General features: G+C 65.9%; 26 protein-coding genes. 11 read left to right on the top strand and 15 right to left on the bottom strand.

Features of this window, described 5'->3' with window-relative positions; translation table 11 throughout:
- Positions 1–25: 25 nt before the first annotated feature.
- The 4 genes from BAC01S_RS14830 to BAC01S_RS14845 form a co-directional block, all read right to left on the bottom strand.
- The gene (locus BAC01S_RS14830) at positions 26–1,051 is read right to left on the bottom strand and encodes an NAD(P)H-quinone oxidoreductase (RefSeq protein WP_027795474.1); all 1,026 of its coding nucleotides are present in this window, start codon (positions 1,049–1,051) and stop codon (positions 26–28) included.
- Positions 1,052–1,184: 133 nt separating this feature from the next.
- Complete coding sequence (pnp, locus tag BAC01S_RS14835; protein ID WP_027795475.1) at positions 1,185–3,347, bottom strand: polyribonucleotide nucleotidyltransferase; 2,163 nt, start codon at positions 3,345–3,347, stop codon at positions 1,185–1,187.
- Positions 3,348–3,711: 364 nt separating this feature from the next.
- Positions 3,712–3,981 carry a 30S ribosomal protein S15 gene (gene rpsO / locus BAC01S_RS14840; RefSeq protein ID WP_027795476.1) on the bottom strand — a complete coding sequence of 90 codons (270 nt, stop codon included), beginning with the start codon at positions 3,979–3,981 and terminating at the stop codon, positions 3,712–3,714.
- A 152-nt stretch (positions 3,982–4,133) separates the two neighbouring features.
- A complete protein-coding gene (locus BAC01S_RS14845) occupies positions 4,134–5,444 on the bottom strand; it encodes a branched-chain amino acid ABC transporter substrate-binding protein (protein ID WP_084168591.1) in 1,311 nt (436 codons plus the stop codon).
- Positions 5,445–5,681: 237 nt separating this feature from the next.
- Between BAC01S_RS14845 and BAC01S_RS14850 the strand changes: the two genes are divergently transcribed.
- Positions 5,682–6,191: a hypothetical protein gene (locus BAC01S_RS14850; protein WP_043202340.1), complete on the top strand. Its 510-nt coding sequence runs from the start codon at positions 5,682–5,684 to the stop codon at positions 6,189–6,191.
- A gap of 102 nt (positions 6,192–6,293) precedes the next feature.
- On the opposite strand, the gene BAC01S_RS14855 is transcribed toward BAC01S_RS14850, so the two are convergent.
- The 6 genes from BAC01S_RS14855 to BAC01S_RS14880 all read right to left on the bottom strand — a co-directional run bounded on the left by BAC01S_RS14855 (position 6,294) and on the right by BAC01S_RS14880 (position 13,389).
- Positions 6,294–7,838, bottom strand: a complete 1,545-nt coding sequence (locus tag BAC01S_RS14855) for a 2-isopropylmalate synthase (protein ID WP_027795479.1) — start codon at positions 7,836–7,838, stop codon at positions 6,294–6,296.
- 362 nt (positions 7,839–8,200) lie between these two features.
- Positions 8,201–9,079, bottom strand: coding sequence for a CDP-diacylglycerol--serine O-phosphatidyltransferase (pssA, locus tag BAC01S_RS14860; protein ID WP_027795480.1), 879 nt, complete (start codon positions 9,077–9,079; stop codon positions 8,201–8,203).
- A gap of 11 nt (positions 9,080–9,090) precedes the next feature.
- Positions 9,091–9,744 (bottom strand): phosphatidylserine decarboxylase, encoded by a 654-nt coding sequence (locus BAC01S_RS14865; RefSeq protein WP_027795481.1) that lies wholly within the window; start codon positions 9,742–9,744, stop codon positions 9,091–9,093.
- 148 nt (positions 9,745–9,892) lie between these two features.
- Complete coding sequence (gene ilvC / locus BAC01S_RS14870; protein WP_027795482.1) at positions 9,893–10,909, bottom strand: ketol-acid reductoisomerase; 1,017 nt, start codon at positions 10,907–10,909, stop codon at positions 9,893–9,895.
- 90 nt (positions 10,910–10,999) lie between these two features.
- Complete coding sequence (gene ilvN, locus BAC01S_RS14875; RefSeq protein ID WP_027795483.1) at positions 11,000–11,491, bottom strand: acetolactate synthase small subunit; 492 nt, start codon at positions 11,489–11,491, stop codon at positions 11,000–11,002.
- Positions 11,492–11,604: 113 nt separating this feature from the next.
- Positions 11,605–13,389, bottom strand: a complete 1,785-nt coding sequence (locus tag BAC01S_RS14880) for an acetolactate synthase 3 catalytic subunit (RefSeq protein ID WP_027795484.1) — start codon at positions 13,387–13,389, stop codon at positions 11,605–11,607.
- 345 nt (positions 13,390–13,734) lie between these two features.
- Between BAC01S_RS14880 and BAC01S_RS14885 the strand changes: the two genes are divergently transcribed.
- The 10 genes from BAC01S_RS14885 to BAC01S_RS14930 all read left to right on the top strand — a co-directional run bounded on the left by BAC01S_RS14885 (position 13,735) and on the right by BAC01S_RS14930 (position 21,444).
- Positions 13,735–14,298, top strand: coding sequence for an RNA polymerase sigma factor (locus tag BAC01S_RS14885; RefSeq protein ID WP_027795485.1), 564 nt, complete (start codon positions 13,735–13,737; stop codon positions 14,296–14,298).
- Positions 14,295–14,744: a DUF3619 family protein gene (locus BAC01S_RS14890; RefSeq protein WP_027795486.1), complete on the top strand. Its 450-nt coding sequence runs from the start codon at positions 14,295–14,297 to the stop codon at positions 14,742–14,744. Before BAC01S_RS14885 ends, BAC01S_RS14890 begins: the two co-directional genes overlap by 4 nt.
- 16 nt (positions 14,745–14,760) lie before the next feature.
- Positions 14,761–15,534: a DUF3106 domain-containing protein gene (locus tag BAC01S_RS14895; protein ID WP_027795487.1), complete on the top strand. Its 774-nt coding sequence runs from the start codon at positions 14,761–14,763 to the stop codon at positions 15,532–15,534.
- A 124-nt stretch (positions 15,535–15,658) separates the two neighbouring features.
- Entirely contained in the window at positions 15,659–16,165 is a 507-nt protein-coding gene (locus tag BAC01S_RS14900; protein WP_084168592.1) for an RDD family protein, read from the top strand.
- A 114-nt stretch (positions 16,166–16,279) separates the two neighbouring features.
- A complete protein-coding gene (locus tag BAC01S_RS14905) occupies positions 16,280–17,227 on the top strand; it encodes a UDP-2,3-diacylglucosamine diphosphatase (RefSeq protein WP_027795489.1) in 948 nt (315 codons plus the stop codon).
- A 118-nt stretch (positions 17,228–17,345) separates the two neighbouring features.
- Positions 17,346–18,377, top strand: coding sequence for a glycosyltransferase family 4 protein (locus BAC01S_RS14910; protein WP_027795490.1), 1,032 nt, complete (start codon positions 17,346–17,348; stop codon positions 18,375–18,377).
- Positions 18,378–18,540: 163 nt separating this feature from the next.
- Complete coding sequence (locus BAC01S_RS31360; protein WP_084168593.1) at positions 18,541–19,161, top strand: diacylglycerol kinase; 621 nt, start codon at positions 18,541–18,543, stop codon at positions 19,159–19,161.
- Between the two features lie 183 nt (positions 19,162–19,344).
- A complete protein-coding gene (locus tag BAC01S_RS14920; protein WP_027795491.1) occupies positions 19,345–20,070 on the top strand; it encodes a TetR/AcrR family transcriptional regulator in 726 nt (241 codons plus the stop codon).
- Positions 20,067–20,651: an LOG family protein gene (locus BAC01S_RS14925; protein WP_027795492.1), complete on the top strand. Its 585-nt coding sequence runs from the start codon at positions 20,067–20,069 to the stop codon at positions 20,649–20,651. The genes BAC01S_RS14920 and BAC01S_RS14925 overlap by 4 nt, the downstream gene beginning before the upstream one ends.
- 46 nt (positions 20,652–20,697) lie before the next feature.
- The gene (locus tag BAC01S_RS14930) at positions 20,698–21,444 is read left to right on the top strand and encodes an SDR family oxidoreductase (protein WP_027795493.1); all 747 of its coding nucleotides are present in this window, start codon (positions 20,698–20,700) and stop codon (positions 21,442–21,444) included.
- Positions 21,445–21,470: 26 nt separating this feature from the next.
- Here the strand turns inward: BAC01S_RS14930 and BAC01S_RS14935 are convergent, their stop codons facing one another.
- The 5 genes from BAC01S_RS14935 to BAC01S_RS14955 form a co-directional block, all read right to left on the bottom strand.
- Positions 21,471–22,079: a DUF924 family protein gene (locus BAC01S_RS14935; RefSeq protein WP_027795494.1), complete on the bottom strand. Its 609-nt coding sequence runs from the start codon at positions 22,077–22,079 to the stop codon at positions 21,471–21,473.
- Positions 22,076–22,807, bottom strand: coding sequence for an alanyl-tRNA editing protein (locus tag BAC01S_RS14940; protein WP_027795495.1), 732 nt, complete (start codon positions 22,805–22,807; stop codon positions 22,076–22,078). Before BAC01S_RS14940 ends, BAC01S_RS14935 begins: the two co-directional genes overlap by 4 nt.
- Before the next feature lie 254 nt (positions 22,808–23,061).
- On the bottom strand, positions 23,062–23,472 hold the full coding sequence (locus BAC01S_RS14945; protein WP_027795496.1) for a group II truncated hemoglobin: 411 nt from the start codon (positions 23,470–23,472) through the stop codon (positions 23,062–23,064).
- A gap of 133 nt (positions 23,473–23,605) precedes the next feature.
- Entirely contained in the window at positions 23,606–26,113 is a 2,508-nt protein-coding gene (locus BAC01S_RS14950; protein ID WP_027795497.1) for an ABC transporter permease, read from the bottom strand.
- A gap of 149 nt (positions 26,114–26,262) precedes the next feature.
- Positions 26,263–26,877, bottom strand: coding sequence for a DUF4126 domain-containing protein (locus BAC01S_RS14955; protein WP_027795498.1), 615 nt, complete (start codon positions 26,875–26,877; stop codon positions 26,263–26,265).
- Positions 26,878–26,987 lie beyond the last annotated feature (110 nt).

The following is a 26,987-nucleotide window of genomic DNA, read 5'->3' on the forward strand; positions in this document are numbered from 1 at the left end:
TTGTCATCCATAAGGGCGGCGAAATTCAGCCCTGCTGCTCCTGATCGCCCCAATCGAGCACGATCTTGCCGATATGTTCGCTGCTTTCCATGAGCGCATGGGCCTCGGCCGCCTGCGCCGCGGGAAACACGCGGAACACGACCGGCTTGATATGGCCCTCCTCGATCAGCGGCCACACGCGCTCCTTCAGGTCGCGCGCAATCCGCGCCTTGAAATCGACGGGCCGGGCGCGCAGCGTCGACCCCGTAATCGTCAGTCGCCGACGCATGATCTCGGGCAGATTGATCTCGGCTTTCGCGCCGCCTAGCGTCGCGATCAGGACAATGCGGCCACCGTCGGCCAGCGCGGTCAGCTCGCGCGGCATATAGCCGCCGCCCACCATGTCGAGGATCACGTCCACGCCGCGATCGTTCGTGAGTGCCTTCACCACGTCGACGAAATCTTCGCTGCGATAGTTGATCGCCCGTTCCGCGCCCAGTTGCTCGCAGGCGCGGCACTTGTCGTCGGAGCCCGCCGTGACGAAGACGCGATAACCGAGCGCATGCGCCATCTGGATCGCCGCCACGCCGATGCCGCTCGAACCGCCCTGCACGAGCAGCGTCTCGTTCGCGCCACCCTCGCCCGCGCCAAGCTGGCCGCGCTGGAACACGTTCGTCCAGACCGTGAAGAAGGTTTCCGGCAGCGATGCGGCCTCGATGTCCGAGAGCCCCTTCGGCACCGGCAGGCACTGGCCGAGCGGCGCCACGGCGTATTCGGCGTAGCCGCCGCCCGCGATCAGCGCGCATACGCGGTCGCCACTCTTCAGGCCGAACGGATTGTTCTTCTCGTCGATCGTCCCGCCGACGATTTCACCCGCCACCTCCAGCCCCGGCAGGTCGGAGACACCCGGCGGAGGCGCATAGGAACCCTTGCGCTGGAACACGTCGGGCCGGTTCACGCCCGCCGCCGCGACCTTGATCAGCACTTCGCCCGGCTTCGGCTCGGGCATGGGACGCTCGGTCAGCTTGAGCACGTCCGGCGCACCAAATTCGGTAATCTCGACAGCCTTCATCTCGCGTCCCCCTGAGTCTGGATGGCATTGCGCACGCGGCGCCCGCTCCATGCATGAGCAATGCCATACAGACATTCCATCATGAAAAACGGCCGGCGCGCCAAAGCGCTGCCGGCCGTTACAGGCTACCGCATTATTGCTGCGGCTCGCCTTGCGGTGCACTGCCGCCGTTGCCGCCATTGGCGGCTGCCTCGTTCAGCAGCGCCTTGGCCGACAGGCGCACGCGGCCCTTCTCGTCCGTCTGGATGACCTTGACCTTCACGATCTGGCCTTCCTTCAGATAGTCGTTGATGTCCTTGATGCGCTCGTTGGCGATCTCGGAGATGTGCAGGAGACCATCCTTGCCCGGCAGCAGGTTCACGATCGCGCCGAAGTCCAGCAGCTTGAGGACCGGACCTTCGTAGATCTGACCCACCTCGACTTCGGCCGTGATGTTTTCGATGCGCTTCTTCGCTTCGGCCATGCCTTCGCTCGACGTGCTCGCGATGGTCACGACGCCGTCGTCGGAGATGTCGATCGTCGTGCCGGTTTCTTCCGTCAGCGCGCGGATCACCGAACCGCCCTTGCCGATCACGTCGCGGATCTTTTCCGGGTTGATCTTGACGGTGATCATGCGCGGCGCGTAAGCCGACAATTCCGTGTTCACGCCCGAAACGGCCGAGGTCATCTTGCCGAGGATGTGCATGCGGCCTTCCTTCGCCTGTGCGAGCGCGACCTGCATGATTTCCTTGGTGATGCCCTGGATCTTGATGTCCATCTGCAGCGCGGTCACGCCGGCTTCCGTACCCGCCACCTTGAAGTCCATGTCGCCGAGGTGATCTTCGTCGCCAAGGATGTCGGTCAGCACGGCAAACTTGTTGCCTTCGAGGATCAGGCCCATCGCAATGCCCGCGACGTGCGCCTTCATCGGCACGCCGGCGTCCATCAGCGCGAGGCAGCCGCCGCACACCGAAGCCATCGACGACGAACCGTTCGACTCGGTGATTTCCGAGACCACACGGATCGAGTAGCCGAACTCTTCGGCGCTCGGCAGGCACGCGACGAGCGCGCGCTTCGCGAGACGGCCGTGGCCGATTTCACGGCGCTTCGGCGAACCCACGCGGCCCGTTTCGCCGGTCGCGAACGGGGGCATGTTGTAGTGGAGCATGAAGCGGTCGCGGTACTCGCCTTCGAGCGCGTCGATGATCTGCTCGTCGCCCTTGGTGCCGAGCGTCGCCACGACCAGCGCCTGCGTCTCGCCGCGCGTGAAGAGGGCCGAGCCGTGCGTGCGCGGCAGGACGCCCGTGCGGATCTCGATCGGGCGCACGGTGCGCGTGTCGCGGCCGTCGATGCGCGGCTCGCCGTTCAGGATCTGCGAACGGACGATCTTCGCTTCGAGGTCGAACAGGATGTTGCCGACCGTGGCCTTGTCGGCCGCGGTCGTGCCGGCTGCCGCCGCTTCTTCTTCGAGCTTCTTCGAGGTTGCCGAATAGACTTCCTTCAGCTTGGTCGAACGCTGCTGCTTGTCGCGCAGTTGATACGCGGCCAGCAGTTCGTTGTAGGCGATGTCGGTGACGCGCGCGATCAGCGCCTCGTCCTTCGGTGCCGGCTGCCAGTCCCACTCGGCCTTGCCGCCGTCACGCACGAGTTCGTGGATGGCGTCGATGGCCGTTTGCATCTGCTCGTGGCCGAACACCACGGCGCCGAGCATCACGTCTTCCGGCAACTGGTCCGCTTCCGATTCCACCATCAGCACGGCGCGCTCGGTGCCGGCCACGACGAGGTCGAGGCGCGATTCCTTGATCTGGGCGCGCGTCGGGTTCAACACGTACTCGTTGTTGATGTAGGCGACGCGAGCGGCGCCCACCGGGCCGTTGAACGGCAGGCCCGAAATCGCCAGCGCGGCCGACGCGCCGATCAGCGCGGGAATGTCAGCCGGGATTTCCGGGTTGATCGACAGGACGTGGATCACGACCTGGACTTCGTTGTAATAGCCTTCCGGGAACAGCGGACGCAGCGGGCGGTCGATCAGGCGCGAGATCAGCGTTTCGCCTTCCGACGGACGGCCTTCGCGGCGGAAGAAACCGCCCGGGATCTTGCCGGCCGAGTAGGTCTTTTCGATGTAATCGACGGTCAGCGGGAAGAAGTCCTGACCCGGCTTGGCGGTCTTCGCGCCGACGACGGTCGCGAGCACGACGGTGTCTTCGACGTCGACGATGACGGCACCGCTTGCCTGACGGGCGATTTCACCCGTCTCGAGGCGCACATTGTGCTGGCCCCATTTGAATTCTTTCACGACTTTATTGAACATGGTCATGGTCTAGTCACTCCTTACTCGTTGTTATGCTGCGTGGCCTGCCATGGGCAGACGACACGGCAATACACGGACCGGTGCCGCGCAGGAAGAGGAGTGTTATGCCATTCCAGCGAATCGCGGGTTAGGCGTGCGCCCGGCGCGTGACCCGCTGGAATGACACAAAGCTCTGCCCCGTGGACCGGCCCTGCTGATGCTGCTGTTTTAGCGGTTTTTTAGCCGCTTATGCGACTCTGGTGCTGCCGATCCGGCCCATGCGCCACGCCTCGCGCGAGAGCGGTGCGGGGTGTCACGAAGCGGACCGTTCAAAAACAAAATGCCTGCATCAGTGGAACTGACACAGGCATCTTTCTGGAAGACCTTCCGGTTACTTGCGCAGACCCAGCTTTTCGATCAGCGCGCGGTAACGATCGGCGTCCTTGCCCTTCAGGTAGTCGAGCAGCTTGCGGCGGCGGCTCACCATGCGCAGCAGGCCACGGCGGCTGTGGTGATCCTTCGCGTGCGACTTGAAGTGGCCAGTCAGTTCGTTGATACGCGACGTGAGGAGGGCCACCTGAACTTCGGGCGAACCCGTGTCACCGGTGCCGCGCGCGAATTGCGCGACGATGTCGGACTTCTTGATATCTGCTACGGACATTTGCTTTTCCTTTAAAGCTAACGGGCGGTCACGGAAGAAAGGCCGTGCCGTGGATTTACTTCGCCGCGGGCTGCATTCAGGGATCACATCTTTTTGCGGCGAAGCGCGCATTGTAGCACAGGCCGGATTCGCCGCGAACCCAGGCGCCCTGCTCAGGGCCGATCCATGTGGCACGTCGTCGGCGGCACGGTCTGCTGCGGCGCCAATTCCCGCACCGTGCGGAAGCCGTAGCCCGAACCTTCGTTGTCGTAGCGCACGCCCGGCGTGCCCGCCTTGTCCATTTGCATCACATAAAGGGGTTGGATCACCTGATGGTCGTCGGCCCGCATCCACATCGGATGGAAGCCGCTTTCGTCGCCCATGAAACGCAGCCCTTCCAGCACCTTCGCCACCGTGGTCGGGTCGGCCGTGCCGGCCTGGGTCATAGCCTGCGCCAGCATCTCGACCAGCATCTCCACGCGCAGCAACGGGTAATCGTCCCGCGGCGCCGGGTAGCGCGCGCGGAATGCGGCATACCAGGCGTCGGAGGCGCTGCCGCCGGCATTCGGATGCCAGTCCGCCACCGCGATCACGCGCTTCACGCCCGCGTCGCCCAGCGCTGCCGGCGCGCCGAGGCTGTTGCCGTAGAACGTGTAGAACTTCGCGTCGAGCCCCTGTTCGCGCGCGGCTTTCACCAGCAGCGTGAGGTCGTCGCCCCAGTTGCCCGTGACGACGGCGTCGGCGCCGGAGGCGCGGATCTTCGCAATGTAAGGCGTGAAGTCCTTGACGCGGCCGATCGGGTGGAATTCGTCGCCCACGATCGCGATGTCCGGCCGCCGCCGGGTGAGCGCCGTGCGCGCGAGCGTGCTCACATCGTGACCAAAGCTGTAATCCTGGTTCAGCAGATAGACCCTCCTGATGGAGCGATCGGCGGCGATCACATCCGCGAGCGCATCCATGCGCATGCCGGCGTGAGCGTCGAAGCGGAAATGCCAGAAGCTGCAGTTCGCGTTCGTGAGCGCGGGGTCGTCGGCGGAATAGTTGAGGAAGACCTGGCGGTTATCCGGCTCGCGCGCGTTCTGGCGCTCGACGGCTGTCACGAGCGCCGCCGCCACCGCCGAGCTGTTGCCCTGAAGGACGAAGCCGATGTGCCGGTCGGCGGCGGCGTGCAACTGGATCAGCGCCGTCGCCGCGCTGCCCTTGCTGTCGAGCACGACCAGCTCGAGCGGATGCCGGCCGTCGCGCAGCGTCACGCCGCCGCGCGCGTTCACGCGCTCCACGCCGAAGCGAAGACTGCGCTCGACGGCGGCGCCGGCGTCGGCAAACGGTCCCGACATGCCCTCGATCAACGCGAGCTGGATCGGCGCGCCTGGCGGATCCTGCGCCTCGGCCGCCTGAGCGGACGACGCGCCCGCCGATGCGGCGACAAGTGCGACCCCAGGCGCAGCCCCAAGCGCGACCCCAAGCGCAGTCCCGAACGTCATCGCAAGCGCGATCACCTGTGCCCGCAGCCCCGTCGCCGCTCGACCGATTCGTGCCTTCATCCCCTCTTCCTCCAATGTCGCGCCCGCCCCCATGCGGCCCAATGCGATACCCGGCGCGGACGAAGCGCGGATCATAGGATGCGGGGTGTCAATGCCGCAAGCCCAGGCGCCATTGCGTGTCAAAATAGGGCATTGATAACAATGGCGTTCTTCGGAACATAGCCTTTGGGAGATTCCATGCTCAACCGCTTTACCCGCGCGCTGGCAGCCGGCCTCGGAGCGCTCGCGCTCGCCGGATGCGTGCAGCCTTGGCAGCGATTCCATACGGGCGACGACGCGCAGGCCGTGATCGCCCGCTTTGGGCCGCCGAGCGAAATCTATGACCTGCCGAACGGCGGCAAGCGCCTGATGTGGCCAACCCAGCCGATGGGCGAGACGACCGTCGCCGCCGACATCGACGCGGGCGGCAAGGTCGTGAACGTGCGCCAGGTGCTGCAAAACAGCGAGTTCTATCGCGCCGAGATCGGCAAGTGGACGCGCGCCGACGTGCTCGTGAACTTCGGCCGCCCCGAAGACACGTCCTACTACCCGTTGATGAAGCGGCAGACGTGGACGTACCGGTATCTGGACGACGACATCTGGTACATGCTCTACAGCTTCTACTTCGACGACGACGGCGTTCTTCGGCTCATGCAGAAGACGCCCGATCCGCTGCACGACCCGGACGAGCGCCGCGGTTTCTTCTAATCCGCGGCGATATCTCGCCCAAAAGCAAACCCCCCGCGCACTCATGCGCGGGGGGTTTGCCTTGCGCCCCGAGGCGGCAGACGCAACGGGCCGCGCCGCCGCTTACGAACGCTGCGGATTGAGCTTGTCGCCCGAGTAGAGCTTGTTGAGCGCCGAGATATACGCCTTCGCCGAAGCGGCGACGATATCCGGATCGGTGCCCACACCGTTCACGATACGGCCGGCCTTCGACAAACGCACGGTCACTTCGCCCTGAGCCTGGGTACCGGTCGTGATCGCATTCACCGAGTACAGAAGCAGTTCGGAGCCGCTGCCCACTTCGGTCTCGATGGCATTGAGCGTCGCGTCGACCGGGCCGTTACCGGCCGCCTCGCCCGTCACTTCCTTGCCGTCGGCCGAGAACACGACGCGAGCATGCGGACGCTCGCCGGTCTCCGAGTGCTGCGCGAGCGAGAGAAACTTGTAGTGCTCCTTCTCCTGCGCCTCGGCCGACTCTTCCGTGACGATCGCGATGATGTCTTCGTCGAAGATCTCGGCTTTGCGGTCAGCCAGTTCCTTGAAGCGCGCGAAGGCGCTGTTCAGCTCGGCTTCGCTGTCGAGCTGAATGCCCAGTTCCTGCAGACGCTGCTTGAACGCGTTGCGGCCCGAGAGCTTGCCGAGCACGATCTTGTTCGCGCTCCAGCCCACGTCTTCCGCGCGCATGATCTCGTAGGTGTCGCGCGCCTTGAGCACGCCGTCCTGGTGAATGCCCGAGGCATGCGCGAACGCGTTCGCGCCCACCACGGCCTTGTTCGGCTGCACGACGAAACCGGTGATCTGCGAAACGAGCTTCGAAGCCGGCACGATCTGCGTGGTGTCGAGGCCGAGGTCGAGGCCGAAGTAGTCCTTGCGGGTCTTCACGGCCATGACGATTTCTTCGAGCGAGGTATTGCCCGCGCGCTCGCCGAGACCGTTGATCGTGCACTCCACCTGGCGCGCGCCGCCAATCTGCACGCCGGCCAGCGAGTTCGCCACGGCCATGCCGAGGTCGTTATGGCAATGCACCGAGAACACGGCCTTGTCCGAGTTCGGAATGCGCTCACGCAGCGTCTTCACGAGGTTGCCGTACAGTTCGGGAATACCGTAGCCGACCGTATCGGCGATATTGATCGTCGTGGCGCCTTCGTTGATGACGGCTTCGAGCACGCGGCACAGGAAGTCGAGATCCGAGCGGCTGCCGTCTTCCGGCGAAAATTCCACGTCGTTCGTGAACTTGCGCGCGAAGCGCACCGCCAGCTTGGCCTGCTCGAGCACCTGCTCGGGCGACATGCGCAGCTTCTTCTCCATGTGCAGCGCCGAAGTGGCGATGAACGTGTGGATGCGGAAGTGGTCGGCGGGCTTGAGCGCGTCGGCGGCGCGCTGGATGTCCTTGTCGTTGGCGCGGGCGAGCGAGCAGATCGTACTGTCCTTGATCATGCCGGCGATCGTGTGGATCGCGTCGAAGTCGCCGTTCGAGCTGGCCGCGAAGCCCGCCTCGATCACGTCGACCTTCATGCGCTCGAGCTGCTTCGCGATGCGAATCTTCTCTTCCTTCGTCATCGACGCACCGGGCGACTGCTCGCCGTCACGCAACGTCGTATCGAAGATGATGAGCTTGTCTGCTGCCATTTCGGGTCTCCAGGGGACTTGTTCAGTGTCTAAAACGGATTTCGGGTGTTCGCGCCACCGATGGCGACGCTGACAATGAACGAGGCTTACGGAGGGCGAGCGAGATCAGCGCGGCAGGCGCGCTAGAGCTAGCGCGCTTAGGTGCGCACCGGCTTGAAGAGAGAGAAGGGGGAACGAGATCGTTGCCATGCCGCCGACTATAGCCGGATTCGGCCGATAGCGCAATCGGATGAGGCCCGGGGGTGGGGCCAGCCGTAGCAACGAGCGCCGGAAGCGACCGGGGCCGCAAAAAGCGGCCCCCGGATCCTGAACGATGCGCCGGACGATGCCCGGTCGTGCCAATCGTGTGAACCGCGCCGGCGCTACCGGTCGCGCGGCGAGGAACGCGCCGGATTGGCGCGACCGCGCGCGGCCTGCCAGGCCCAGAACACGTAGCCCGAGAGGCCGTACAGCACGAACAGGCCGAACAGCATCAGCGGCGGATCGGACGAGACGAGCACGAACGCCACCACCACGAGCAGGATCGCCGCGAACGGTACGCGGTGCCGCACGTCGAGCGCCTTGCCGCTGTAGAACGGCGCGTTCGACACCATCGTCACGCCTGCATAGATCGTCAGCACGAAGGCGACCCAAGGCAGCCAGGCGAGCTTGACCGGCACGCGGTTGTCGGTGGACAGCCACACGAAGCCGGCGATCAGCGCCGCGGCCGCCGGGCTGGGCATGCCCTGGAAGAAGCGCTTGTCGACCACGCCGATGTTGGTGTTGAAACGCGCAAGCCGCAACGCCGCGCCGGAGCAGTACACGAAGGCCGCGAGCCAGCCCCAGCGCCCGAGATCCTTGAGCACCCACTCGTACATCACGAGCGCGGGCGCGACGCCGAACGACACCATGTCCGAAAGGCTGTCGAACTGCTCGCCGAACGCGCTCTGCGAGTGCGTCATGCGCGCGACGCGCCCGTCCATGCCGTCCAGCACCATCGCCACGAAAATCGCGATGGCCGCCACTTCGAAGCGCACGTTCATTGCCTGCACCACGGCGAAGAAGCCGCAAAACAGCGCGGCCGTGGTGAACGCGTTGGGCAGCAGGTAGATGCCGCGCTTTTTCAGGAACTGCTGACGAGCGGCGCGGCGCGTGGCGGCGACGCCCATCGGCGGGTCCTGCAATGCCTTGTTGCGGCGAAACGGCCGCGGCAGCGGACCGCCTGGGCCGTTGCGGGGACGACGCGGTTTGAGTCCGGCCATCGCAACCCTCCTTAGGCCGATTGCGTTTGCAGTTCAGCGAGGATCGTCGACGACGCGGACACCTTCTCGCCAATCGACACGCGCGGACGGCTGCCCACGGGCAGATAAACGTCGACACGCGAGCCGAAGCGGATGAAGCCATAGCGCTGGCCGCGCGAGAGCGGCTCGCCCGAGCGCACGTAGCAAAGAATGCGGCGCGCGATGAGGCCCGCGATCTGCACCGAGGTGACGACGGTGCCGTCGGCCATCGTCAGCACGACGGCGTTGCGCTCGTTTTCCGTCGAAGCCTTGTCGATGGCCGCGTTCAGGTACGCGCCGGGGAAATACTCGACCTTCGCAACGGCCCCATCGACCGGCGAACGTTGCGAGTGCACGTTGAACACGTTCATGAACACGCTGATCTTGAGCGCCTCGCGGTTCGCATACGGGTCGTGCGCAGTTTCGACGGCGACGATGCGGCCGTCGGCCGGGCACAACACGGCGTTGGCCTGGGTCGGGATCGGGCGCGGCGGATCGCGGAAGAACTGCACGACGAAAATGAGGATCAGCCAGAACGGCCACGCGAGGCCGAACCCTGCGACTGCGTGGATCAAGAGCGCCACGACGGCCGCAATGGCGATGAACGGCCAGCCTTCGCGGGCGATGATCGGGTGAGGGTAATTCATGGTGGCTTCGGTGTTTTTTTAAAAACCGTAGGATAGCAAAAGCCGCCCAGGCTTCATCCCACCTGGGCGGCTTTTTGTCGGAACTGACGGCAGCGCGGCGGCGTTACGAAATATTCGCTGGCCGCCGGGCCACCCGGGCAACGTCAGATCAGTTCTTCGACTGGTCGACGAGCTTGTTCGCGGCGATCCACGGCATCATCGCGCGCAGCTTCGCACCGACCTGCTCGATCTGGTGCTCGGCCGTCAGGCGGCGACGCGACTGCAGCGTCGGGGCGCCAGCGCGGTTTTCGATGATGAAGCTCTTCGCGTACTCGCCCGTTTGAATGTCGGTCAGCACCTGCTTCATTGCCTTCTTCGTCTCGGCCGTCACGATCTTCGGACCCGTCACGTACTCGCCGTATTCGGCGTTGTTCGAGATCGAGTAGTTCATGTTCGCGATGCCGCCTTCGTAGATCAGGTCGACGATCAGCTTCAACTCGTGCAGGCACTCGAAGTACGCCATTTCCGGCGCGTAGCCCGCTTCCACCAGCGTTTCGAAGCCAGCCTTGATCAGGTCGACCGTACCGCCGCACAGCACGGCTTGCTCGCCGAACAGATCGGTTTCGGTTTCTTCGCGGAAGTTCGTTTCGATGATGCCGGCACGGCCGCCGCCGTTCGCTGCCGCGTACGACAGGGCGACGTCACGCGCCGCGCCCGACTTGTCCTGATGGACAGCGATCAGGTGGGGCACGCCGCCGCCTTGCGAGTAGGTGCCGCGAACCGTGTGGCCCGGCGCCTTCGGGGCGATCATGATGACGTCCAGATCGGCGCGCGGGATCACCTGGCCGTAGTGGACGTTGAAGCCGTGCGCGAACGCCAGCGCAGCGCCGTTCTTGATGTTGGCGTGCACTTCCTTCGCGTACACGTCGGCGATCTGCTCGTCGGGCAGGAGCATCATCACGACGTCGGCGTTCTTGACGGCCTCGGCGACTTCCTTGACCGCGAGGCCGGCGTTCTCGGCCTTGCTCCACGAAGCGCCGCCCTTACGCAGGCCGACCGTCACGTTCACGCCGCTGTCCTTGAGGTTCAGCGCGTGCGCGTGGCCCTGCGAGCCGTAACCGATGATGGTGACCTGCTTGCCTTTGATGAGGGAGAGGTCGGCGTCCTTGTCGTAAAAAACTTTCATGTCTGTTCCCTGGCGAGAGTACAAAAATAAGCGAAAAAATTGAGAAATCCGGTACTGCAGTAGGTGAATCCGACGAATGGCGCGGTGTCGTCACACCTTCAGAATGCGCTCCCCGCGCCCGATGCCCGAGCCGCCCGTGCGAACGGTTTCGAGAATCGCGGTGGCGTCGATCGCTTCGATGAACGCGTCGAGCTTGTCGCTCGCCCCCGTCAGCTCGATCGTGTAAGTCTTTTCGGTGACGTCGATGATGCGGCCGCGGAAAATGTCCGCCATCCGCTTCATTTCCTCACGCTCCTTGCCGACCGCCCTGACCTTGATCAGCATCAGCTCGCGCTCGATGTGGGCGCCCTCGGTCAGGTCGACCACTTTCACCACCTCGATCAGGCGGTTCAGATGCTTCGTGATCTGTTCGATCACGTCGTCCGAGCCAATGGAAACGATGGTCATGCGCGACAGCGAACGGTCTTCGGTCGGCGCCACCGTCAAGGTTTCAATGTTGTAGCCGCGTGCGGAGAAGAGTCCGACCACGCGCGAGAGCGCGCCCGGCTCGTTTTCCAGCAAAACGGAAATGATGTGTCTCATGATGGGTTCCGCGATTTATCCAGTTAGCGTGATGCCGTGCGTTCCCGCGAACCCGCGCGCCCGTTGTGTGGGCGCGCGCCGCGCGGAATGGTCACGGCGCCGTGCAAATACCGTTACAGGTCTTCCGAACCGAGCAGCATCTCGGTGATGCCCTTGCCGGCCTGAACCATCGGCCAGACGTTTTCGGAAGGGTCGGTCTGGAAATCGAGGAACACCGTGCGGTCCTTCAGGCGCAGCGCTTCCTTGAGCGCCGGCTCCACATCAGCGGTCTTTTCGATCCGCATGCCGACGTGGCCGTATGCTTCGGCGAGCTTCACGAAGTCGGGCAGCGCATCCATGTACGAATGCGAATAGCGCTTGCTGTATTCGATCTGCTGCCACTGGCGGACCATGCCGAGGTAGCGGTTGTTCAGCGAGATGATCTTCACGGGCGTGTCGTACTGCTTGCAGGTCGACAGCTCCTGAATGCACATCTGGATCGAGCCTTCGCCCGTGATGCACAGCACGTCGTCGTCCGGGTGCGCCATCTTCACGCCCATCGCCGCCGGCAGGCCGAAGCCCATCGTACCGAGGCCGCCCGAGTTGATCCAGCGGCGCGGCTGGTTGAAGCGGTAGAACTGCGCGGCCCACATCTGGTGCTGGCCCACGTCCGAACATACGAACGCGTTGCCGCCCGTGAGCTCCCACGCCTTTTCCACCACGTACTGCGGCTTGATGATCTCGCTGCTGCGATCGAACTTCAGGCAGTTCTTCTCGCGCCAGCCTTCGATGTCCTTCCACCAGTCGGCGAGCGCGGCCGTATCGGGGCCGTGCTCGGCGTGCTGAAGCTGCTCGATGAGCTCCTTGAGCACTTCCTTCACGTCGCCGACGATAGGAATGTCGACCTTCACGCGCTTGCTGATCGAAGACGGGTCGATGTCGATGTGAATGATCTTGCGCGGACGCGACGCGAAGTGCGCCGGGTCGCCGATCACGCGGTCGTCGAAGCGCGCGCCGATCGCGATCAGCACGTCGCAGTGCTGCATCGCCATGTTGGCTTCGAACGTACCGTGCATGCCGAGCATGCCGAGGAACTTGCGGTCGCTCGCGCGATAGCCGCCCAGCCCCATCAGCGTGTTCGTGACCGGGTAGCCGAGCAGGTCTGCGAACTGGTTCAGTTCGCGCGCCGCATCCGCGAGGATGATGCCGCCGCCGGTGTAGATATACGGGCGTTTGGCCGTCAGCAGCAGCGAAACCGCCTTGCGGATCTGCCCCGAGTGGCCCTTCGTGACCGGGTTATACGAGCGCAGCGCGATGTTCTTGATCGGCTCATAGGCGCACGGCATCTTCGACACGTCCTTCGGAATGTCGATCAGCACGGGGCCGGGACGGCCGGTGCGCGCAATGTAGAAAGCTTTCTTGACGGTGGCGGCGAGGTCGCGCACGTCCTTCACGAGGAAGTTGTGCTTGACGCAGGGACGCGTGATGCCGACCGTGTCGCACTCCTGGAAGGCGTCCTGACCAATCGCGGCGGTAGGCACCTGGCCGCTGATGATCACCATCGGGATCGAATCCATATAGGCCGTCGCGATGCCCGTCACCGCATTGGTGACGCCAGGGCCCGAAGTCACGAGACACACGCCGACCTTGCCGGTCGAGCGGGAGTAGGCGTCGGCCGCATGCACGGCTGCCTGTTCGTGGCGCACGAGCACGTGCTGAATCTTGTCCTGCTTGTACAGCTCGTCGTAGATGTAGAGTACCGAGCCGCCGGGATAACCCCAGATGAATTCGACCTGCTCGTCGGCGAGCGCCTTCATCAGCACGGTTCCGCCGATGGACTGGCCTTGCTGGCCATGAGGGTCAGATTCGTTTGAAACGGGGGGGACCGACGTGGAGAATTCCGCGCTGGGCATATTCATCATTCACCTTTCGAATTTTCGGCAAAAAATTGATCGGGTGCTCTCTGCCGGGCTTGTGGCTCGGGTTCAAGCGGCGCGTCCAGTTGACAGATGAGCCTCTTGGGCCACATCCGAATTGAGACAAGTCACTTATGTTGCGAACCGTCGAAGATAGCGGCTCGTGCCCCACTGGTCAAGCAATTCTTGCAGCCTGTGCAGGACCCGAGACTGACGGAAGGCTGACGCAACCCTGGGTGTTTGGCCGCGCCATTACCCCGCGAGCGCGAAAATTTGCTAGGATCCGCGAGTTTTACGACATTTTTCGAACGATTACGCGCACGCTCTGGTGGCGGCGCCCCGCAACGGATGGCATCAGACAAAGAACTCGCCGATTTTCTGGCGGGCGTCGAGAGACGCGCGTTCAAGCAGACGGTCTACGCCGTGCGGGACGACGACGCCTCGCTCGACATCGTGCAGGACGCGATGATCAAGCTCGCGGAAAAATACGGAGACCGACCCGCAGCAGAACTCCCGCTGCTGTTTCAGCGCATCCTGCAAAATGCGACACATGATTTTTTTCGCCGGCAAAAAGTACGCAATACTTGGGTAAGCCTGTTCTCTTCGCTCGGCAACGCCGACGACGAGGACTTCGACCCCCTCGAAACCTTCGAGGCCGAGCAGGGATCCGCGGGCGCAGAAAGCAGCGAGCAGCAGCTGGAACGGGAACAGGTGCTCAACCTGATCGATCAAGAAATCCAGAAATTACCGGCACGTCAACGGGAGGCGTTTCTCATGCGTTATTGGGAAGATATGGATGTCGCCGAGACTGCCGCCGCGATGGGCTGCTCCGAAGGCAGTGTGAAAACGCACTGCTCCCGGGCCACCCACACGCTGGCACAAGCGCTCAAGGCGAAAGGAATCACGCTATGAGCTCCACTCTCGAAAACAAAGAACTAGAGTTCGTGCGGGAGCTGCGCCGTGCCCTCGACGAGAGTGCCGCCAGCCTGCCCGCCTCCGCTACGGATCGTCTCGCCGCCGCCCGCCGTACCGCGCTCGCCCACAAGAAGGCCGAGCTGGTGTTCGTGCGCGTGCCGGCGCTCGCGCCTGCCGGTGCCGCTGTCGGCGCTCTTGCTGGCGCTTCCACTGGAATACCCGGTGGTCTTGCCGCACCGCGCCGCCGCTCGCCGCTCGCGCGCCTCGTGCTCGCGTGGCCGCTCGTCGTGCTCGTGGCGGGCCTCTTCGCCATCGCGTACTTCGAGGACCAGCAGCGCACGGCCGAGCTTGCCGATATCGACGCCGCCATGCTGAGCGACGACCTGCCGCTCACGGCGTATCTCGATCACGGCTTCAACGCCTACCTGTCGCGATCGCATTAACGGGGAGACGCACGGGGTGAGCTACAAGCGCGGCCTGGCCGTAGCGATCGGATCGGTAGTCGCGGCACTCGTGTCGTATGTGGCCACCTATCCGCGCTTTCACCCCGAGCCCGCGCCCGGTGTCGCGGCCAGCGCGCCGGCCAGCGGAGCCTCGGTAGAAACCTCGATCGCCACCGCATTTGCGCCCCTGCCGGGCCGCAAGGGTCCGCTCGCCTGGATCAATCTTACCGACGCGCAGCGCACGGCACTCGCGCCGTTCGCCGTCGAATGGGACAAGTTCAGCGACGAGCGCCGCAAGAAATGGCTGAAAATCGCCAGTCGTTACCCGAAGTTGACGCCAGATGCGCAAAAGCGATTGCATGACCGCATGACCGAGTGGGTCCGCATGACCCCCGAGCAGCGGCGCGTCGCGCGCGAAAACTATCAGGTGTCCAAGGAGTTGCCGGCGCAGGCGCGCCAGCGCGCCTGGAAAGACTATCAGCAGCTTTCGCCCGAGCAGAAGGCCAGGCTTGCCGCGACCGAGCGCAAGCGCCGCACGGTCGTCAGCGCACCGCCGAGCGGCACCAAGAGCGAGGTCCGCGACATCGACCGCCTTGTCGACGAACGCGACCGCCGCAACCAGCCGCACTCGCCCGCTTCGGCGCCGCCGGGCATGGTCCCGGGCTCGGCGCCGGGCGCCATGAACGCGCCAGCGGCCACGGCGGCAATCCCGCCGGCCGCGAGCTTCGCACCGGCCACGCCCGTTCCGGTTTCGCCGGCCGAAGCGCCCGCTGCGTACAAAGGTTCGTAAGTCCCCTTCCGCTGCTTTCCCCTGGGTGCCGCACTGGGGGCGTTCGCAGGTATGCTTGGGGCGTCCTGTCTCCGTCCCTGTTCCGATTTCCGGCGCCACCGTGACCGAACCCGCCATCGCCGAGATGCAAGCGTCCCCCGCCGCCACGAGCGCCGGGGCGCCTCCGTCCATCCGCCGGCGCCTGGCCGCGCTTCTGTACGAAAGCGTGCTGCTGTTCGGCGTGGTCTTCATCGCCGGGCTCGCGTTCAGCCTCGCCCTGCGCCAGCGCAACGGCCTCACTTATCATCACCTGCTGTCGGTCTGGATCGCGATCGTGGCGGGTGTCTACTTCGTCGGCTGCTGGCACCGCGGCGGGCAGACACTGCCGATGAAGACCTGGCGCCTGCGCGTGGTCGGCCCGCACGGCACGCCGCCCTCGCTCCCACGCGCAACGCTGCGCTACCTCGCTGCCTGGCTCTGGTTCCTGCCGCCGCTTGCGCTGCATCCGCTCATCAACCTCTCGATTCCGCGCACGCTCCTGCTCGAGGTCGTCTGGTTCGCACTCTGGGTCGCGAGCGCACGCTTCGGCGCCAGCCGCCAATTTCTGCACGACCGTATCGCGGGCACGCGCATCGCCGCCGTGCCCCGCTAGCTCTGGCCATTTCGCCACACCGCAGGACCGCGTAACAAGAACATCTTGTGACTGTCACGGCACCGTCACGCCCGCATGGCGCAATGCGCGTATTGCAAACCCGCAGCGCGAGCCATGGCCCAGAACCCGACCGCGACCACGCTGTTCCGGCAGACCACCGGACCGGCCACCGACCCCGCCGCTTTCCACTCCGGCTCTGGCGGCGCCACCTTTTCTCCACCGCCGCCGCCGCTCTCCAGCGACACCGCCACCGGCCCCCACGACGACGACCATCCCGCCCCGCATCGCTACCGCACCATCTGGCTCTCCGACATCCACCTCGGATCGAACGGCTGCCAGGCGAACTACCTCCTCGATTTTCTCCGTCACAACGAGTCGGAATACCTGTACCTCGTCGGCGACATCATCGACGGCTGGCAGTTGAAAAAGGGCTGGTACTGGCCGCAGGCGCACAACGACGTGGTGCAGAAGGTGCTGCGCAAGGCGCGCAAGGGCACCCAGGTCGTGTACATCCCGGGCAATCACGACGAAGCGGCGCGCCAGTTCTGCAACCTCGCGTTCGGTGACATCCACGTGCGCGACGAAGCATTTCACACGACGCTCGCCGGCAAGCGCCTGTGGGTCGTGCACGGCGATCTGTTCGACGGCGTGATCCAGCACGCCAAGTGGCTCGCCTACCTCGGCGACTCGGCGTATACGCTGATCCTCGTGCTGAACCGCTGGTTCAACCGCATCCGCGCGAAGCTGGGCTTCCAGTACTGGTCGCTCTCGCAGTACCTCAAGCACCAGGTGAAGAACGCCGTGAACTTCATCTCGTCGTTCGAGCGCGTGATGACCGACGAAGCGCGCCGCCGCGGCTGCGACGGCGTGGTCTGCGGCCACATCCACAAAGCCGAGATTCGCGACATCGACGGCGTGCTGTACTGCAACGACGGCGACTGGGTGGAAAGCCTCTCGGCGCTCGTCGAAACCGTCGAGGGCGAACTGCGCATCGTCTACTGGACGGTAATGCAGGCCCCCGAGGCGCAAGGCGCCTCGCGTAAGGCACGCGTAAGCGCATGAGCGCCTGAACGCGCGCCCGGCGATCCGCCAGAACGCGGATCGCCCCGTGCCCATAGCCGGACCGACCTGGCCGGGCCAGAACAACCGCAACACCGCAATACGAGAGGGCCGAGGACCGATGAAAGTAATGATCGTGACCGATGCATGGGAGCCGCAGGTCAACGGCGTAGTACGGACGCTCAAGAACACGACGCGCGAGTTGATCGCGCTCGGGCATCAGGTCGACCTGCTTACGCCGCTGGAATTCCGCACGATCCCGTGCCCGACTTACCCCGAAATTCGCCTCTCGCTGTTTCCGAAGCGCCATCTGCGCAAGCGCATCGACGAGTTCGGCCCCGACGCGCTGCACATCGCCACCGAAGGCCCGCTCGGCCTCGCCGCGCGCGCCTACGCCATCGAGCACGACCTGCCGTACACGACCGCCTATCACACGCGCTTTCCCGAGTACGTGCAGGCGCGCTTCGGCATTCCGCTTTCGGCCACCTATCGCTTCCTGCGCTGGTTCCACAAGCCTTCGCTCGCGGTGATGGCGCCCACGCCGGTCGTAAAGGCCGACCTGGAGAAGTTCGGCTTCACGAACGTCGTGCTGTGGACGCGCGGCGTCGATCTCGACATCTTCGAGCCGATGGATTCGAAGGTGCTCAACACCGCGCGCCCGATCTTTCTCTATGTGGGCCGCGTGGCCGTGGAGAAGAACGTCGAGGCGTTCCTCAAGCTCGATCTGCCGGGCTCGAAATGGGTCTGCGGCGAAGGCCCGGCGCTCGCCGAGCTTAAGTCGCGCTACCCGCAGGCGAACTACCTCGGCGTGCTGAGCCAGCCCGAACTGGCGAAGGTCTATGCCGCCGCCGACGTGTTCGTGTTCCCGAGCCGCACCGACACCTTCGGGCTCGTGCTGCTCGAGGCGCTCGCGTGCGGCACGCCGGTCGCCGCCTATCCGGTGACGGGCCCGATCGACGTGCTCGGCAACGGCCATGCGGGCGCGATGAACGAGGATCTGCGCGAGGCTTGCCTCGAAGCGCTCAAGATCGACCGCGCGACGGCGCGCGAATGGGCCGAACGCTTCTCGTGGCGCGCCGCGTCCGAGCAGTTCGCCTCGCACCTCAAGCCGCGGCCGCGCACGACGATGCAGGAATCGAGCGCCACGGCCTGAAGCCGGGAGGTTCGCCATGACCCGGCCCTCGATAGCGCGCGTGCCCACCGACGAGGGCACGCAGGATCCGCCCACGAACGCGCCCAAAGCGGTTGCCGCGGCGGATGCGTCCGGCGCAACGACCCGGGCGGCGTGCGATACTGGTGCGCCCGCCCGCACCGCCATGCCGCCACGCTCGCCGTTACCGCAGGGATCCGCCCAGCCCGCCGCCGTCGCGGTGCAGCGGCGCGCCGCGTCCGCTCATCCAGACCACGCGGCAGACACGGCCGTGGACGAGGCGCCCCAACCGCCGCTCTCGCACCACGACGCGGCCGAGCCCGCCGATCCGCACGAACCCCACGAACCGCTCGGCCCGGACGATCCGCTCGCGCCGCCGCCGTTCAATCCGTACAAGGGCAATCGCGGCGTCACGCGCGCCTGGCATGCGCTCAAGAACTCGATTGCGGGCTTTCGCGTGGCGATCGAGGAGGAAAGCGCATTCCGCCAGGAGCTCACGCTCGCGGCCATTCTCCTGCCGATCGGCCTCGTCATCCCGGTGGAACCCGTGGCCCGCGTGCTGCTGCTCGGCTCGGTGATGCTCGTCCTGATCGTCGAGCTCATCAATTCGAGCATCGAAAACGCCATCGACCGCATCGGCCTCGAGCGCAACGAGCTCTCGAAACGCGCCAAGGATCTCGGCAGTGCGGCCGTCACGGTGGCGCTCGTCCTGTGCGTGATGACATGGGGGCTGATCCTCGTACCGCTCTTCGGCCCACCGTTCGTGCACTGGCTCGCCTCGCTGTAAACCCCGCCCTGGGATGCCGGGCGCATCGGCGCCCGCGCCCCGCCCCCGTTGCGGTTCCTTACAGGCCGAATCGTCGGTTTATAATCGTTCGATAGTCTTAAAAAGACCAACCGTGTCCGGGCGGTTCGCGCGGCAGCAACCCTGCGGCGGCGCGCGAGCCCGGCACTTTCTGGGCCGGACGACATGGAAGCCAAAACTCCCCGCCGCACACGCGAACGGATACTCGAACTCTCGTTGAAGCTGTTCAACGAGATCGGCGAGCCGAACGTCACCACGACGACCATCGCCGAGGAAATGGAAATCAGTCCAGGCAACCTGTACTACCACTTCCGCAACAAAGACGACATCATCAACAGCATCTTCGGCCAGTTCGAGCAGGAGATCGAAAAGCGTCTGCGCTTTCCCGAGGACCATCGCGCCACCATCGACGAGATGTGGGCCTATCTGCAGTACATGGTGGACTTCACGTGGCGCTACCGCTTCCTCTACCGCGACCTGAACGACCTGCTTGCGCGCAACCGCACGCTGGAGATGCATTTCAAGCAGATCATCAGCCACAAGGTGCACTTCGCGAAGCAGTTCTGCGAGCAGCTCGTGGCCGACGGCGAAATGGTGGCCACGCCCGCCGAGATCGACGTGACGGCGACCAACATCGGCGTGATCGCCACCTACTGGCTCTCCTACCAGTTCGTGATGAACCCGCGCAAGTACAACGACCAGGAAGCGATCCGCGACGAGCTCCACCAGGTGAGCGTGCAGATCGTTTCGCTGATGGCGCCGTACCTGCGCGGACGCGCGCGCCAGCTCTTCGACGACCTCGTCTCCGGCAAGCTGGAAAAGCGCGAGTTCTACGACTATCTGCCGCCGCGCGACGGCGCGGCGCGCGACAACAAGGACGTGCGCGAATGAAAGCGGTCTGTGTCTATTGCGGCTCCTCGCACGGAGCCAGCCCCGTTTACACCGAAGCGGCCCGCGCCTTCGGCCGGGCGCTCGTCGCGGCGGACCTCGGCCTAGTCTATGGCGGCGGCAAGGTGGGCCTGATGGGCGTGATCGCCGACACCGTGATGGCCGAAGGCGGCCGCGCGATCGGCGTGATACCCGAGCTGCTCGTGAACAAGGAAGTGGGCCACGAGGGCCTCTCCGAGCTGCACGTCGTACCCGACATGCATCATCGCAAGAAGATGATGGCCGATCTCGCGGATGCGTTCGTGGCCATGCCCGGCGGCGCGGGCACGCTCGAAGAGCTGTTCGAGGTCTACACGTGGGCGCAGCTCGGCTATCACCACAAGCCGGTCGCCGTGCTCAACATCGACGGCTTCTACGATCCGCTCATCGCGCTGCTCCAGCATACGGTGCGCGAGGGCTTCATGCGCCAGACCTACTTCGACCTGCTGCAGGTGGACAGCGATCCCGCCGTGCTCATCGAGAAGCTGGAACGCTACCGCGCGCCCGCGCAGGACAAGTGGTCCGATATGCGCGAGAAGGTCTAGGCCGACCCGATCGTATTCCAACCCTGCATACGATGGGGACACACCGATGAGCAAGGTCGTCCTGATCACCGGCGCGAGCCGCGGCATTGGCCGCGCGACCGCACGGCTCCTTGGCGCGCGCGGCTGGGCCGTGGGCGTCAACTATCAGCATAACGAACCGGCCGCCGACGAAACCGCTGCCGAAGTCGGCCGCGCGGGCGGCCATGCGCGCGTGCTGCACGGCGACGTGTCGAACGAGGCCGACGTGGTCGCGATGTTCGAGACGCTCGAGCGCGCCTACGGGCGCATCGACGCGCTCGTCAACAACGCGGGCATCGTGGCGCCGTCCACGCCGCTCGCCGACATGAGCGCCGAGCGCATGAAGCGCGTGTTCGACGTGAACGTCTACGGCGCGTTCCTGTGCGCCCGCGAAGCGGCGCGGCGCATGTCGAAGGATCGCGGCGGCGACGGCGGTGTCATCGTGAACGTGTCGTCGGCGGCGGCCCGGCTCGGCTCGCCCGGCGAGTACGTCGACTACGCCGCCTCCAAAGGCGCCATCGACACGATGACGATCGGCCTTGCCAAGGAACTCGGCCCGCAGGGCGTGCGCGTGAACGCGGTGCGCCCCGGCCTCATCGACACCGAGATCCACGCGAGCGGCGGACGCCCCGAGCGCGCGGCCGTGCTCGGGGCGCAAACGCCGCTCGGCCGTCCCGGCAGCGCCGACGAAGTGGCCGAAGCGATCGTATGGCTGCTGAGCGATGCCGCGTCGTACGTGAGCGGCGCGCTCATCGACGTGAGCGGCGGGCGCTGAGCCCGTGCGCCCCTCTCCGTAGAACGCTAGAACGACGAACCGGGCTCGCGCAGGAAAGCCAGCTCGGCTTCGCTCGACGCGCGCCCGAGTTGCGCATTGCGGTGCGGAAAGCGTCCGAAGCGCTCGACAACGCTTGCGTGGCGCGCGGCATAGTCGTAGTAGCTCTTGCCTTGCGGGTCGTGCCGCAGCTCGCCGCGCAGTTCCCCGAAGAGGCGCAGCGACTCGCGCTGCGCATCCATCGATTCGGCATGCTCGAACGGCAGATAGGCGAACACGCGGTGATAGAGCGTAGGAAGCCTGCGGTCTTCCCCGCTTGCCACGAGGCGCCGGGCCATGGCAAGGGCACGGCCGTCGGCGGCGAACGCGCGCGGCGTGCCGCGATGGCAGTTGCGCGAGAACTGGTCGAGCACGATTACGAGCGCGAGCGTGCCTTCAGGCGTCGCGGCCCACGCGTCGAGCTCGCCCGCGCACGCTGCATCCAGCAAAACGCCGAAGCGCTCGCGCAGCCGCGCATCGAACGCTTCGCTCTTCCGAAACCACATCTTGCGCGCCGTGCCGTATTCGGGCGACCCCGGCGCGCCGAACCAGAAGTCCAGCACGTCTCGCGCATCGGGCAAGGCCTCGCCTTGCGTCATGCGAGCTCCAGCACGAGACGCCGCGTGCGTGCGCTCTTCTTCTCGAGCTTCGCCACGCGCAGCGCACCGATCTCGCTCGTGTTGCGCACATGCGTGCCCCCGCAGGGCTGCAGATCCACGCTCTCGATACGCAACAGCCGCACGCGCCCGAGGCCCATCGGCGGCTTCACGCTCATCGTGCGCACGAGTTCGGGACGCGCCGCCATTTCCTCGTCGGTGATCCACTCGGTCGCGACCGGATGCGCGCCCGCCACCAGCTCCGCCAGCCGTGCCTCCACCCTCTCGCGCTCGATCGGCTCGATCGTCGCGAAATCGAGGCGCGCATAGTCGGTCGTGATGCTGCAGCCGTCTACGGAATACGGCAGCACCGCGCACATCAGATGGCTCGCCGTATGCAGCCGCATGTGGCGATGACGGCGCGCCCAGTCGATCTCGGCACGCACCGCCTCGCCCGCGGCAAGACGCGCAAGCAAGGCCTCCTGGCCCGGCGCGGGCACGTGCAGGGCGTCGTCCGGGGTGGCGCCCTCGAACTTCGCCTTGCGCGTGTCGGCAATCTCGATGCGCGAGCCGTCGCCGAGCACGAGCGCCCCGGTGTCGCCGGCCTGGCCGCCGCCGAGCGGATAGAACACGGTCTGATCCAGACGCACGCCGTCCTCTCCCACGGCGACGACCGTTGCGTCGCAGTGCGTCAGATAGGCATCTTCGCGAAACAATGCGCGGGTAGTCATGCTTCAAGTCTCCTGTCGACCGCACTTGGCGTTTTAGCGCTTAGTGCGGTCCCATGCAAAGCTGTAGACCGCACTTGGCGCTTTAGCGCTTGGTGCGGTCCCATGCAAAGCTGTTTATCGCACCAGCGCCACATTATGAGCCGCCCGCGAGGCGTGCCGAAATGCAGTTGCCGCGTGCCCTGCCGGACTGTACCGGCGGGCAAGCCGGGCCAATCGCGCCGGAATGGCCCCGGCGAATGACATCCCCCCGGACGTCAACCCGGGCGGTTACGCATCCAGTCGGCCGTGTCGAAAAACGAATGTAGCAGGCGTTCGCGCAGCGGCTCGGGCAAGCCGACGTCCTCCATCGCCCAGGCCATGCAGCGCAGCCACTGGTCACGTTCCGACGAGGCGATCGCAAACGGCAGATGCCGCGCGCGCAAACGCGGATGGCCGAAGCGCTCGATGTAGTGATCGGGGCCGCCAAGCCAGCCGCACAAGAACCAGAACAGCTTGTCGCGCGAGCCGTCGAGCGTCGGTGGATGCAAGGCCCGAATGCCCGCGAAATCGGCTTCGAGGTCCATCAGGTCGTAGAAGCGGTCGACGAGCTCGCGCACACGCGCCTCGCCGCCGACGAGTTCGAAGGCCGCAGGCTGCTGCGGCGCTTCGTCGGCTGGATCGGTCATACGGAAAATCGATGCAAAAACGTTGAGAGCGATGCCGGCGTAGCGATACGCCGGCCGAAACGACGATTTTCGCATAGCGACGCGGCGACAGCGGCGCGCCGCTCTGGCGCAGGCGCGACGCTCAAGCCGCTGCTCACGCGTCGCGCAACGATTGCAGCGCGGGCCGGGCGAGCACGTGGCGCAGGCTGATCCAGCCGCCCACGCCCGCACAGGCCACGCCCGCCGCGATGCCCGCGGGCACGAGCCACGGATCGAACGGCAGGTAGAACTGGAACACGTGCGTGGCGAGCTGGGAGCCCACGATCTGGGCACCGACGGCCGCCATGAGTCCCGCCAGCGCGCCCACCGCGACGAATTCCGCCACCTGCACCGCGCGCACCTGCTGATGCGACGCCCCCAGCGCGCGCAGCAGCGCCGACTCGCGCATGCGCTCGTCGCGCGTGCCGGCCAGCGCGGCACACAGCACCAGCACGCCGGCCGCCAGCGTGAAGAGAAAGAGGAACTGCACGGCGCCGATCACCTGCTCGAGCATGCGCTGAATCTGCGCGAGGATCGGGGCGATGTCGATGGCCGTGACATTCGGATACTGCGCCACGAGAGAATCCACGACACTGCGCCGCGTATCCGGCAGATGGAAGCTCGTGATGTAGGTGGCCGGAAAGTCGCGCAGCAGCGCGGGCGGCATCAGCACGAAGAAGTTGACCTTGAACGAACCCCAGTCGAGCTTGCGCACGCTCGTCACGGGCGCCGTCACTTCGAGCCCCGTCACGTCGAACTTGAGCACGTCGCCCGGCTTCACGTCCAGCAGCTTCGCGAGTCCCGCCTCGATCGAAAGCTGCGGCGCGCTCGTTTCGCCGTACCAGTTGCCGGCGGTAATGCGATTGTCGTCGGGCAGGTGGGTCGTGTACGAGAGATTGAACTCGCGGTCCACAAGACGCTTCGCGTCCTCGCTCTTGTAGTGCTCGGGATCCACGGGCTTGCCGTTGATCGAGATGAGCCGGCCGCGCACCATCGGCTCGAGCGCGGCATCCGCAAAGCCGTGCGCGCTCAGCCAGGCCGCCACGGCGTCGTGCTGATCGGGCTGGATGTCGATGAGGAATTCGTTCGGTGCATCGGGCGGGGTCGATTTGCGCCAGCCGTCGATCAGGTCGTTGCGTGTCATCGCAATCAGCAGGAGGCACATGAGGCCGATGGCAAGCGCGGTGATTTGCAGCGCGCTCGCGCCGGGGCGCCGCTCGAGCGAAGCCAGCGCGTACCGCCAGCCGAGGCCGGCGCGCACTTGGCCGGAGAGGCGCTCGCTGCGCGCGAGGCGCGCCGCGCACCACAGCGCGAGCCGCGCGACGCCCGCGAAAACGACGAGCCCGATCGCGAAACCGCCCGCCACGATGCCGCCGAGCTTGAGCTCGCCCGCCGCGATCACGAGGAGTCCCGCGAAAAGCACGATGCCCACGCCATAGGCGGCCCACGCGGTGCGCCCCGCCTCGCCCCACTCGCGGCGCAGCACGCGCACGGGCGGCACGCGGGTGAGCGGCAACAGCGGCGGCAACGCAAAGCCGAGCAGCAGCACGAGGCCGGCCGCAACACCTTCCAGCGCCGGCAACGGCCCTGGATACGGCAACTGGACACTGATCAGATTGCCGAGCCAGATCAGCAGCGCGTAGTGGCCCGCATAGCCCAGCGCGACGCCGACGGCCCCGCCCAGCAGGCCAAGGCCGAGAAATTCGAGGACGAAGAGCACGCGCAGCGTGCGCTGGCTCGCGCCGAGGCACCGCATGGCGGCGCAACTGTCGAGATGCCGCCGCGTGTAACGGTGTGCGGCCATCGCGATGGCCACGGCGGCGAGCAGCGCGGTGAGCAGCGAGACGAGCGTGAGGAAGTGGCGCGCGCGGTCCAGCGTCTCGCGCACCTGCGGCTGGCCGTCGTGCAGTGATTCGAGGCCCACACCGCGCATCTTGCCGCCGTCCGCGCGCGCATGCGCCCACGCGGCGAACTGCGCGACGGCAGGATCGACGCCCGCGACGAGCAGCCGGTACACGACACGGCTGCCATAGGTGACGAGGCCTGTGGAAGCCAGCTCGTCGGCCCGCATCATGAGGCGCGGCGAGAAGTTGACGAACGAGAAACCGCGGTCCAGTTCGCGCGTGATGACCGCACCCACGATGAAGTTGCGGTTGCCCACCTTCACGGTGCTGCCGATATGCAGCTTGAGCGCGTCGAGCAATTCGTCGTCCACCCAGACCGTACCGGGCGGCGGGATGCCCTCGGCCTCGCGATCGGGGATGCCGGGCTCGGTCTCGATCCGCAGCGCCCCCCGCAGCGGATACTCCGGCGATACCGCCTTGATCGCCGCGAGGCGCGAGAGCGGCTGACCGTTGGCCGCGTCGGCGCTCACCATGCTCGGAAAAATCGCCGTGGTCGCGGTGCGCAGCGCGAGCGACCGGGCCTCGCGCAGAAACATCGGATCGACGGGATGATCGGCGCGGACGATGAAATCGGCGGCGATCATACGGCGCGCGTCGCGTTCGAGCCCGCGATCGAGCCGGTCGGCGAGAAAGCCCACGCTGGCGAGCGCCGCCACCGCCAGCACCAGCGCGAGGAGCAGCATCGTCAGCTCACCCGCGCGCCAGTCGCGCGCGGTCATGCGGGCAGCCAGACGCAGGATATCGAGGACGCCGGGAGCCGCCTGCGTCTGCGGGGTAGCACCCGGACGAGGCGCCTGCGGCCGCGGCAACCCGGGGCCGCCCTCGCTAAGCGGGAGCTTCGCGGAGGACGAAGAATGAGCAGTACCGCTCAATCGTGACGGCTCCGCAGGGAAAAGCGCGAGACCATATGCGCCGCCATGCCGCGAAAGCCGCCTTGCACACCGCGCCACAGGCGCGGCAGCGCCCATGCGGCAAGCACGAGGAAGCCGGCGAGCAGCACGAGAAACAGGAGCGGCACGAAGAACGCCAGCAACAGGCCAACGAAGGTAATGCCATCCTCGGTGCTCGACGTGACGACGTTCGAGACCGGCTCCGGCGAGAGGTTGATGAGCGCGCGCGTGCCGGCCTTGGCGAGATGCGCGGTGCCGGCGAGCGTGCCGCCCGCCAGCGCGGCGATCGCGAGCACGGTCGGATCCGCGTGCCCCATCGCGCCCGCGGCGAGCACGGCGCCGGCGGGAATGCGAATGAAGGTGTGGAGCGCGTCCCAGAGCGAATCGAACGCGGGAATCTTGTCAGCGAGGAATTCGAGGATGGTGAGCGCGGCGGCGACGCCGATCACCCACGGCGAACCGAGAACGGCCAAGGTGTCGGGCAAATGGATCAGGCCGAGGCGCTCCATCACCCCGGCCATGAACACCGTGAGATAGAGGCGCAGGCCGCTGCCCCACGACAGGCCCGCGGCAAGCGAAAGTGGTTCCAGCATGGCTTGTCTCCTCGCGTGGCACGGAGAGCCATCGCGCCTGCGGCGCGCAGCAATGTTATGGGGCTATGACCATTCCATTATAGCTACGCATTTTGCTGCACCGCAGGTCG

This window comes from Paraburkholderia acidipaludis NBRC 101816 (assembly GCF_000684975.1).
GTDB classification, from domain to species: Bacteria; Pseudomonadota; Gammaproteobacteria; order Burkholderiales; family Burkholderiaceae; genus Paraburkholderia; species Paraburkholderia acidipaludis.

What these genes read in the sequence shown, in the direction of transcription:
- BAC01S_RS14830 (WP_027795474.1), bottom strand. Translation starts at nt 1,051, where the DNA reads ATGAAGGCTGTCGAGATTACCGAATTTGGTGCGCCGGACGTGCTCAAG.
- pnp (WP_027795475.1), bottom strand. Translation starts at nt 3,347, where the DNA reads ATGACCATGTTCAATAAAGTCGTGAAAGAATTCAAATGGGGCCAGCAC.
- rpsO (WP_027795476.1), bottom strand. Translation starts at nt 3,981, where the DNA reads ATGTCCGTAGCAGATATCAAGAAGTCCGACATCGTCGCGCAATTCGCG.
- BAC01S_RS14845 (WP_084168591.1), bottom strand. Translation starts at nt 5,444, where the DNA reads ATGACGTTCGGGACTGCGCTTGGGGTCGCGCTTGGGGCTGCGCCTGGG.
- BAC01S_RS14850 (WP_043202340.1), top strand. Translation starts at nt 5,682, where the DNA reads ATGCTCAACCGCTTTACCCGCGCGCTGGCAGCCGGCCTCGGAGCGCTC.
- BAC01S_RS14855 (WP_027795479.1), bottom strand. Translation starts at nt 7,838, where the DNA reads ATGGCAGCAGACAAGCTCATCATCTTCGATACGACGTTGCGTGACGGC.
- pssA (WP_027795480.1), bottom strand. Translation starts at nt 9,079, where the DNA reads ATGGCCGGACTCAAACCGCGTCGTCCCCGCAACGGCCCAGGCGGTCCG.
- BAC01S_RS14865 (WP_027795481.1), bottom strand. Translation starts at nt 9,744, where the DNA reads ATGAATTACCCTCACCCGATCATCGCCCGCGAAGGCTGGCCGTTCATC.
- ilvC (WP_027795482.1), bottom strand. Translation starts at nt 10,909, where the DNA reads ATGAAAGTTTTTTACGACAAGGACGCCGACCTCTCCCTCATCAAAGGC.
- ilvN (WP_027795483.1), bottom strand. Translation starts at nt 11,491, where the DNA reads ATGAGACACATCATTTCCGTTTTGCTGGAAAACGAGCCGGGCGCGCTC.
- BAC01S_RS14880 (WP_027795484.1), bottom strand. Translation starts at nt 13,389, where the DNA reads ATGAATATGCCCAGCGCGGAATTCTCCACGTCGGTCCCCCCCGTTTCA.
- BAC01S_RS14885 (WP_027795485.1), top strand. Translation starts at nt 13,735, where the DNA reads ATGGCATCAGACAAAGAACTCGCCGATTTTCTGGCGGGCGTCGAGAGA.
- BAC01S_RS14890 (WP_027795486.1), top strand. Translation starts at nt 14,295, where the DNA reads ATGAGCTCCACTCTCGAAAACAAAGAACTAGAGTTCGTGCGGGAGCTG.
- BAC01S_RS14900 (WP_084168592.1), top strand. Translation starts at nt 15,659, where the DNA reads ATGCAAGCGTCCCCCGCCGCCACGAGCGCCGGGGCGCCTCCGTCCATC.
- BAC01S_RS14905 (WP_027795489.1), top strand. Translation starts at nt 16,280, where the DNA reads ATGGCCCAGAACCCGACCGCGACCACGCTGTTCCGGCAGACCACCGGA.
- BAC01S_RS14910 (WP_027795490.1), top strand. Translation starts at nt 17,346, where the DNA reads ATGAAAGTAATGATCGTGACCGATGCATGGGAGCCGCAGGTCAACGGC.
- BAC01S_RS31360 (WP_084168593.1), top strand. Translation starts at nt 18,541, where the DNA reads ATGCCGCCACGCTCGCCGTTACCGCAGGGATCCGCCCAGCCCGCCGCC.
- BAC01S_RS14920 (WP_027795491.1), top strand. Translation starts at nt 19,345, where the DNA reads ATGGAAGCCAAAACTCCCCGCCGCACACGCGAACGGATACTCGAACTC.
- BAC01S_RS14925 (WP_027795492.1), top strand. Translation starts at nt 20,067, where the DNA reads ATGAAAGCGGTCTGTGTCTATTGCGGCTCCTCGCACGGAGCCAGCCCC.
- BAC01S_RS14930 (WP_027795493.1), top strand. Translation starts at nt 20,698, where the DNA reads ATGAGCAAGGTCGTCCTGATCACCGGCGCGAGCCGCGGCATTGGCCGC.
- BAC01S_RS14935 (WP_027795494.1), bottom strand. Translation starts at nt 22,079, where the DNA reads ATGACGCAAGGCGAGGCCTTGCCCGATGCGCGAGACGTGCTGGACTTC.
- BAC01S_RS14940 (WP_027795495.1), bottom strand. Translation starts at nt 22,807, where the DNA reads ATGACTACCCGCGCATTGTTTCGCGAAGATGCCTATCTGACGCACTGC.
- BAC01S_RS14945 (WP_027795496.1), bottom strand. Translation starts at nt 23,472, where the DNA reads ATGACCGATCCAGCCGACGAAGCGCCGCAGCAGCCTGCGGCCTTCGAA.
- BAC01S_RS14950 (WP_027795497.1), bottom strand. Translation starts at nt 26,113, where the DNA reads ATGACCGCGCGCGACTGGCGCGCGGGTGAGCTGACGATGCTGCTCCTC.
- BAC01S_RS14955 (WP_027795498.1), bottom strand. Translation starts at nt 26,877, where the DNA reads ATGCTGGAACCACTTTCGCTTGCCGCGGGCCTGTCGTGGGGCAGCGGC.